This window comes from Paenibacillus sp. Z3-2, assembly GCF_054161325.1.
Genome location: NZ_CP096397.1, coordinates 5,733,771 through 5,740,764, shown reverse-complemented (window position 1 = coordinate 5,740,764; position 6,994 = coordinate 5,733,771). Strand labels below are relative to the sequence as shown.

Annotated in this window: 3 protein-coding genes; all 3 read left to right on the top strand. The window is 54.3% G+C overall.

The features are described 5' to 3' along the window. Nucleotides 1–105 precede the first annotated feature (105 nt). Genes M1D71_RS25715 through M1D71_RS25705 form a run of 3 tightly spaced genes read left to right on the top strand, consistent with a single transcriptional unit; the run spans nt 106 to nt 6,960 of the window. The gene (locus tag M1D71_RS25715; protein ID WP_458124223.1) at nt 106–3,414 is read left to right on the top strand and encodes a non-ribosomal peptide synthetase; all 3,309 of its coding nucleotides are present in this window, start codon (nt 106–108) and stop codon (nt 3,412–3,414) included. After that, a complete protein-coding gene (locus M1D71_RS25710) occupies nt 3,404–5,230 on the top strand; it encodes an ABC transporter ATP-binding protein (RefSeq protein ID WP_458124222.1) in 1,827 nt (608 codons plus the stop codon). Before M1D71_RS25715 ends, M1D71_RS25710 begins: the two co-directional genes overlap by 11 nt. After that, the gene (locus tag M1D71_RS25705; protein WP_458124221.1) at nt 5,227–6,960 is read left to right on the top strand and encodes an ABC transporter ATP-binding protein; all 1,734 of its coding nucleotides are present in this window, start codon (nt 5,227–5,229) and stop codon (nt 6,958–6,960) included. Before M1D71_RS25710 ends, M1D71_RS25705 begins: the two co-directional genes overlap by 4 nt. The last annotated feature ends 34 nt before the right edge of the window (nt 6,961–6,994 follow it).

The following is a 6,994-nucleotide window of genomic DNA, read 5'->3' as shown; positions in this document are numbered from 1 at the left end:
AGGAAGACAGCGAACAACGTGCAAGCCCGTAGACACGCAGGTCGAAAGCAAGCTTTTGGATCTGCGCCAGGGCATGCGATCACTTCATTTTTAAGGGAGGTACGAATGAAATCTTTATTTGAAAAGGAAGAAAGGTACTGGAGCGGCAAGTTTGACGCCGATGACAGCCTGAGCTTCCTTCCCTACAGTCAATCCTCCAAATTATCCGAGGACGGGGAAGCTGCGGCCAAGCTGGGCTTGCTTCACCGTACTCTGCCGAGCGAACTCTCGGAGAGAATCATTCGCCTCGCGAGCGGTTCGGATTTGGCTATGTACATGATTGTTTTGGCAGGAGTAAAAAGCTTGCTGTTCAAATATACCGGGCAGGATCAAGTGCTGGTCGGCATGCCTTCTTATAGCGCAGACCCTGAGGAGACTCCACCGCCGCATGACATTTTGGTAATCAAGACGTCTGTGAGCAGCCAGACTACGCTGAAAACGCTACTCGGGGGCATTAAAACCTCCATCGGTGAGGCGCTGGAACATCAGCATCTGCCTTTTCGGAAAATGGTGGAGCCGCTCCATCTGGACTATACGGGAGACGGCCTCCCGGTCGTCAACACCGTCGCATCCTTCGGCCCGATTCATTCGGAATCGCTGGGTAACCGAGTGGCGGCCGATACGTTTTTTCGCTTCGACTGCCAAAACCACTCCATCGAGCTGGAAATAAGCTTTGACGAGCAACGGTATGAGTGGGCATTTGTGGAACAGGCTGCTGACCATCTTGTTCGGCTGCTGTCCATGCTTTTATTTCAGCCGGATCTGAAGCTCGGGCAAGCTGATTTGTTGTCCCCAGACGAGAGGGATACGCTGCTGAACCGATTTAATGACACTGAAACCGAGTTCGAGCGGGGGAAAACGATTCACGGCTTGTTCGAAGAGCAGGCGGAACTTTACCCGGACAACGTGGCCGCCGTCATGAACGAGCGGCAGCTGACCTACCGGGAGCTGAACGAGCGCTCCAACCGCCTTGCGCGGAAGCTGCGGGAGATGGGAGTCGAAGCGGACGAGCTGGTAGCAATTCTGGCCGAACGCTCGCTCGATACGGTCGTCGGCATTCTGGCGATTCTCAAAGCGGGCGGAGCCTACGTGCCTGTCGATCCCGACTATCCAGAGGAGCGTATCCGCTTCATGATTGAGGATTCGGGCGCGCCGTTATTGCTGATTCAAAAGCATCTACACGAGAAGACCAACTTTGCAGGAACGCGCCTCGAATTGGACGATTTCGTTTGGGGCGACAGAAGGGTGGATTCCGAAGGTACGCTGGACGCTTCGAATCTGGCGCCGATTTCCGGGCCGGGCAACCTGGCCTATGTCATCTACACGTCGGGAACGACCGGCAGACCAAAAGGAACGTTGATCGAGCATAAGAACGTTGTGCGCCTCCTGTTCAACGACAAGAACCTGTTCGACTTCGGGCCGTGCGACACGTGGACGCTGTTCCACTCGTTCTGCTTCGATTTCTCCGTCTGGGAAATGTATGGAGCACTGTTGTACGGAGGCAAGCTGGTCATCGTACCGCCGCTCACGGCGAAAAATCCGGCCGAGTTTCTGGTGCTGCTGGGCCGCGAACAGGTCACGATTTTGAACCAGACGCCAACGTACTTTTACCAGCTGTTGCGCAATGTCTTGGCGGATCATCCGTACGATCTGCGGATTCGCAACGTCATCTTCGGGGGCGAAGCGCTGAGTCCGCTACTGCTCAAAGGCTTCAAGACGAAGTACCCGGAGACGAAGCTGATCAATATGTACGGCATTACCGAGACGACAGTTCATGTTACGTATAAGGAAATTACGTGGGTCGAAATAGAGGCGGCGAAGAGCAATATCGGTAAGCCGATTCCGACGCTGAGGGTGTACGTCCTTGATGAAAACCGCTGCCCTGTACCGATCGGTGTAGCGGGCGAAATGTATGTGGCCGGGGAAGGCCTTGCAAGAGGATACCTGAACCGTCCGGATCTGACAGCGGAGAGGTTCGTCGATTCCCCGTTTACGGAGGGGGAGAAACTGTACCGCTCGGGCGATTTGGTGGCTTGGCTGCCGGACGGCAATATCGAATACCTGGGCCGGATTGACCACCAGGTCAAAATCCGCGGATATCGGATCGAGCTTGACGAAATCGAGACGCAGCTGCTGAAGATCGCCGCCGTGCAAGAAGCCAAGGTGCTTGACCGGGATGATGCGAACGGGCATAAGCAGCTTGTCGCTTACTACGTCGCGGAAACAAGGCTGGCGGCGAATGAACTCAAGGAGCAGCTCGCCAAGCAGCTTCCGGGGTATATGGTTCCTTCGCACCTGGTACAGCTTTCGCAGATGCCACTGACCTCGAACGGGAAAATTGATCGGAAAGCACTGCCCGCGCCGGAGGAAGCCGCAGCCGGGGGAGCGGAATATGTCGCGCCGAGAACGCTGCTCGAATTGAAGATTGCCCGCGTCTGGCAGGATACGCTTGGCGTTCCGCAAGTCGGCGTAAAGGATAACTTTTTTGAGCTCGGTGGCAATTCGTTAAGTCTGATGAGGCTCGTTCAAGCCGTTTACGATGAAACTGGCATTGAGGTACCGCTGAACCGCCAATTCCATCATGTAACCGTTGAAGCTATGGCTTTCGGAGAGAGTGATCTGGGCCTGGATAAAGGGGGAGACTCCTTCATTAAGCTGAATAAAGCAGGAGATCTGAACGTGTTCTGCTTCCCTCCAGGCAGCGGCTTCGGCATCGGTTACCGAGAGCTCGCAAGCAGGCTCGAAGGCCGGTTCGTGCTCTACGGCATTGATTTTATCGACGATGCCGCCAATTACGAGGCCATGCTGAACCGTTATGTAGACGAGATCGTCCGCATCCAGCCGGAAGGGCCTTACGTGTTGCTCGGCTATTGTTTTGGAGGCAACCTGACGTTCGAGGTAGCTAAAACAATGGAGAAAAGAGGGTATTCCGTAACGGACGTGCTCATGGTGGACTCGTGGATTAAGGACACGCTGACGCCTTCCGAAACGTCGGAAAAAGAGCTTGAAGAAACGCTTGCCGATTTCGACGAAGAAGAGAAGGAATTAATGAGCAACCCGCTCGTGCGGGAGCGTGTCCATCGGAAGGTCAAAGCGACCTTGGCGTACGAAGCGCAGCTTATTAATGCCGGCACGATCCCGACCCGGATTTACGAACTGATTGCGAAGGACAGCGAAGCGTTCCGCCTGGAGCACCAATTGCCGTCCTGGCGGGGGGCGACGACACAAGCTTACGCCGATTACCGGCTGGAGGGCGCGCACGAGGAACTGCTGGAACTCGCGCGCGTGGATGAAACGGCCGGTGTCATCCGGGACATCTTAGAGCAAATCAAGCGGCAGATCGAAGCGGAGTCCGGGGTCCTGCATGGAAGCTGACCGGCAGCCGTCTGTTCTAGAACAAGGTACAGCGGCGCCTTCCAAGCGCCAAACCGCTTACGCTACCTGGAAAGCGTTCCGCTGGCTGATGTCTTATGTAAGCCGTCACAAAGGCTGGATGATCGTCGGTATCTTGTCCGCGATTGCCGCCGCTGTTATTGAGATATGGATGGGAAGTTTGATCGAACAGCTGACAACCCAGGCCGAGAAAGGGGCGGGGCCAGTCGTTCAGCAAATCGTGTACACGGTCTTTGTGGTCATCTTGATCGGTGTGCCGGCGAAGTTTTTCATGAGCTTCGGCGTAGAGCGAAGCAGCGCCTCTGCGATGCAGGATATCCGCAACCATGTCATGCATCATATCGGCAAACTCCGGGTCTCCTATTTGGAAAAACAGCACTCCGGCGATGTGTTGTCGCGGATGAACAACGACCTGCAGCTCATCCAGCAGTTTATGATTCGGGATCTCGCCCAGTGGTTTTATCATCCGCTACTGTTCATCGGCTGTTTCGCTTATTTGATCTACCTCCAATGGGAGCTGATGCTGTACAGCCTGCTGTTATTTCCCTTAGCGCTGCTGGTTTCCCAATGGATCGGCAAGCAGTTGGAGCGGTTGACGGAGGAAGCCCAGGCGAACATGGGGCGAATGAACGTCAACCTCCAGGATACACTTGGGGGTATGCCTATTGTAAAAAGCTACTTGTTATCCGGCATGTTATCTCGCTCCTACCAAGTGCTGCTGCAATTGACAGCTCAAAAAAAGCTGGCCGTGAAAAAGCGGGAAGCCTGGGTCAACCCGCTGCTTTCCACGTTGATGATCAGCCCGATCATTTTCGCTGTCAGTTACGGAAGCTATTTGATCTATCAAGGGCAGCTAGGCGCGGGGGAGCTGGTAGCCTTTCTGTACTTGCTGAATCTGTGTCTAGAGCCGCTGGAGCATATTCCGGAGCTCATCACGCGCACGTTCGAAATGGCCGGTGCCTTGAGAAGAGTCTCCGAAATCGTCGAGCAGCCGACCGAAACGGAAAATGGCCGTTCGCTTCCGAAAGCGAGCGCAGCTCCTATCGAGTTTCAGAACGTAACCTTCGGGTATGAGGAGAATTCCCCGATCCTGCGCAACATTAGCTTCTTGGTACCGGAAGGGAAAACGATTGCGCTTGTCGGAGCGAGCGGCGGAGGGAAGAGCACGGTGTTTAAACTTGTATGCGGCTTTTATCCGCTTCCGGAGGACCAGGGGGAGATTCGCGTGTTTGGCAGCCTGATTGATGGAGCTAATCCGGAGCAGCTTCGGTCACATTTTTCCGTGGTAACCCAGGATTCATATTTGTTTAGCGGCACGATCGCTGAAAATATCGGCTACGGGCGTGAAGTAGCGTCGATGGACGAGATTATCGAAGCCGCCAAAGCCGCTCAGGCTCATTCTTTCATTATGCAGCTTGAGGGCGGCTACCAGACGTATGTCGGAGAGCGCGGAGGCTTTTTGTCCGGCGGGCAGCGCCAGCGAATTGCAATGGCCCGGGCTTTCCTGAAGGATGCTCCCGTTCTGCTGCTGGACGAGCCAACGTCGGCTCTTGATCCAGAGTCGGAAAGCGCGGTTCAGGAAGCGCTGGGCGTATTGATGAAGCAGAGAACGACGATGGTTATTGCCCATCGGCTTTCTACAGTACAAAACGCCGACGAAATTTGGGTTATGGAACAGGGGAATATTGTGGAAAAGGGCACTCATAAACAATTGCTGGAAATGAAGGGACTGTATGCCCAGTCGTACTATCAGGAATTTACCGAGTCTGCCGAACGCAGGGAGGTGGCGTACACATGAAAAAGGGCGGATGGCTCTCGCAAGTGAAAGAACTCGGCTACTTGCTGACGTTTATGAACCGTAAGCACAAAACCCAGTACGCCATTGGCCTGGCCGTGACGGCGCTCACCCAGACATTGTTCCTGATCGCCTTCAGTTTGGTCGTACATAATTTGGTTGATTTCGCCGTGTCCCGAGATACGTCCCTGATGGTGGAAGCCTTTATTATTTTGGGCGCGGCCCTGTTCTTAGAAAATCTGATTTCTCCCTGGTTCATTTACTTATACCAGCGTAGTGTCGAGCTGACTGTGCTGAATATCCGCAAACGTCTTTATGACAAGCTGTGCCGGGTGCGGCCGAGATTCCTGGAGCAGACGCACCATGGGGACTTGCTGTCGCGGGTGAACAACGACGTAACGACCGTTGAGTTTACATTCTCGCAGGTTTACTTCGTTTTGCTGCTTCAAGTTGTGTTTTGCATCGGCTCCATTGTCTCCATGGTGTTGATCGATTGGCGGTTTGCCGGCGTATCCTTCGTCATTCTGCTGCTGTCCTCCGTGGTTAGCCTGAAATTTGCGCGGGATATTCGCGTTTTGTCAGAACAAGGCTTGCAAACGCTCGGTAAAATGACCGAGAAATTCAAAGATTTTATGGGCGGTATTCAACTTGTGAAACTGTTCCGCATCCGCACGATTTACGGCCAGTACGAGGCACTGAACGAACAAATGACGCAGACGCTTCGGCAAACCGCGCAGAAGAATGGCATGCAGGCTGCGGTGAACCATTTTATCAGCTATGTCACGTTCTGCGGCATCATCGTCATCGGCAGTCTTCTTTATGCTTACGGACTGATGGGAATGGGAAGCGTCGCCGCCTTGGCGGTGCTGCAAGTGAATCTGACGCATGCCATGTTGAACTTGGGGATGGTTCTGTCGATGACCCAAAATTCGCTCGCGGGTGCTCACCGGATTCAAGAGGTACTAAGAGAGGAAGAGGAACCGGAACGTTTGGGATCTCCTCACAGCGAGCTTGTGTCGGAGACTGCGGTGGAGTTTTGCGGTGTTGAATTTTCCTATCAGGCGGATAAAAAGGTGCTTGTCGACATGTCCATGCAGGTGTTTCCCGGCCAGGTCGCTGCTATCGTGGGAGCCAGTGGCAGCGGCAAAAGTACGCTGATCAAGCTGCTGCTCGGCTTTTATCCTGTGGACAGCGGAGAAATCCTACTCCAAGGCAAACCGTTCGGCCATTACACGCTTGATGAAATCCGCAGGCAGATTGCATACGTTCCGCAGGAGCCGTTCCTGTTTACCGGAACGATTGAGGAAAACATCCGCTACGGCAACCCGGATGCAACGGATGAAGAAGTAATCGAAGCGGCCAAAGCGGCGTACGCTCACCATTTTATTCAGGAACTTCCTGAACAGTATAAAACGCCGGTGGGAGAGAGAGGAGCGTCGTTGTCGGGCGGACAAAGGCAGCGAATTGCGATCGCACGAGCGATTCTCAAAAACGCCCCGATTCTGCTGCTTGATGAAGCGACTTCCGCGCTGGACAATGAATCCCAGCATTGGGTACAGCAGGCACTGAATGTATTGATGAAGGGGCGCACCACCATTCTAATCGCCCACCGTCTCAGCACCGTGGAACATGCGGATTTGATTACCGTCATGAACCAAGGGACAGTCGTCGAGCGGGGGCGCCATCTGGACCTGCTGGCGCTCAGAGGTTATTACGCCCGGCTGTACGGCTAGACCCGCTTACGGCGGGCGGCTTCTTGCTTGCGAA

Bases quoted from the DNA above. Each gene is read 5' to 3' on its own strand.
- M1D71_RS25705 (WP_458124221.1), top strand. From the start codon at position 5,227: ATGAAAAAGGGCGGATGGCTCTCGCAAGTGAAAGAACTCGGCTACTTG.
- M1D71_RS25715 (WP_458124223.1), top strand. From the start codon at position 106: ATGAAATCTTTATTTGAAAAGGAAGAAAGGTACTGGAGCGGCAAGTTT.
- M1D71_RS25710 (WP_458124222.1), top strand. From the start codon at position 3,404: ATGGAAGCTGACCGGCAGCCGTCTGTTCTAGAACAAGGTACAGCGGCG.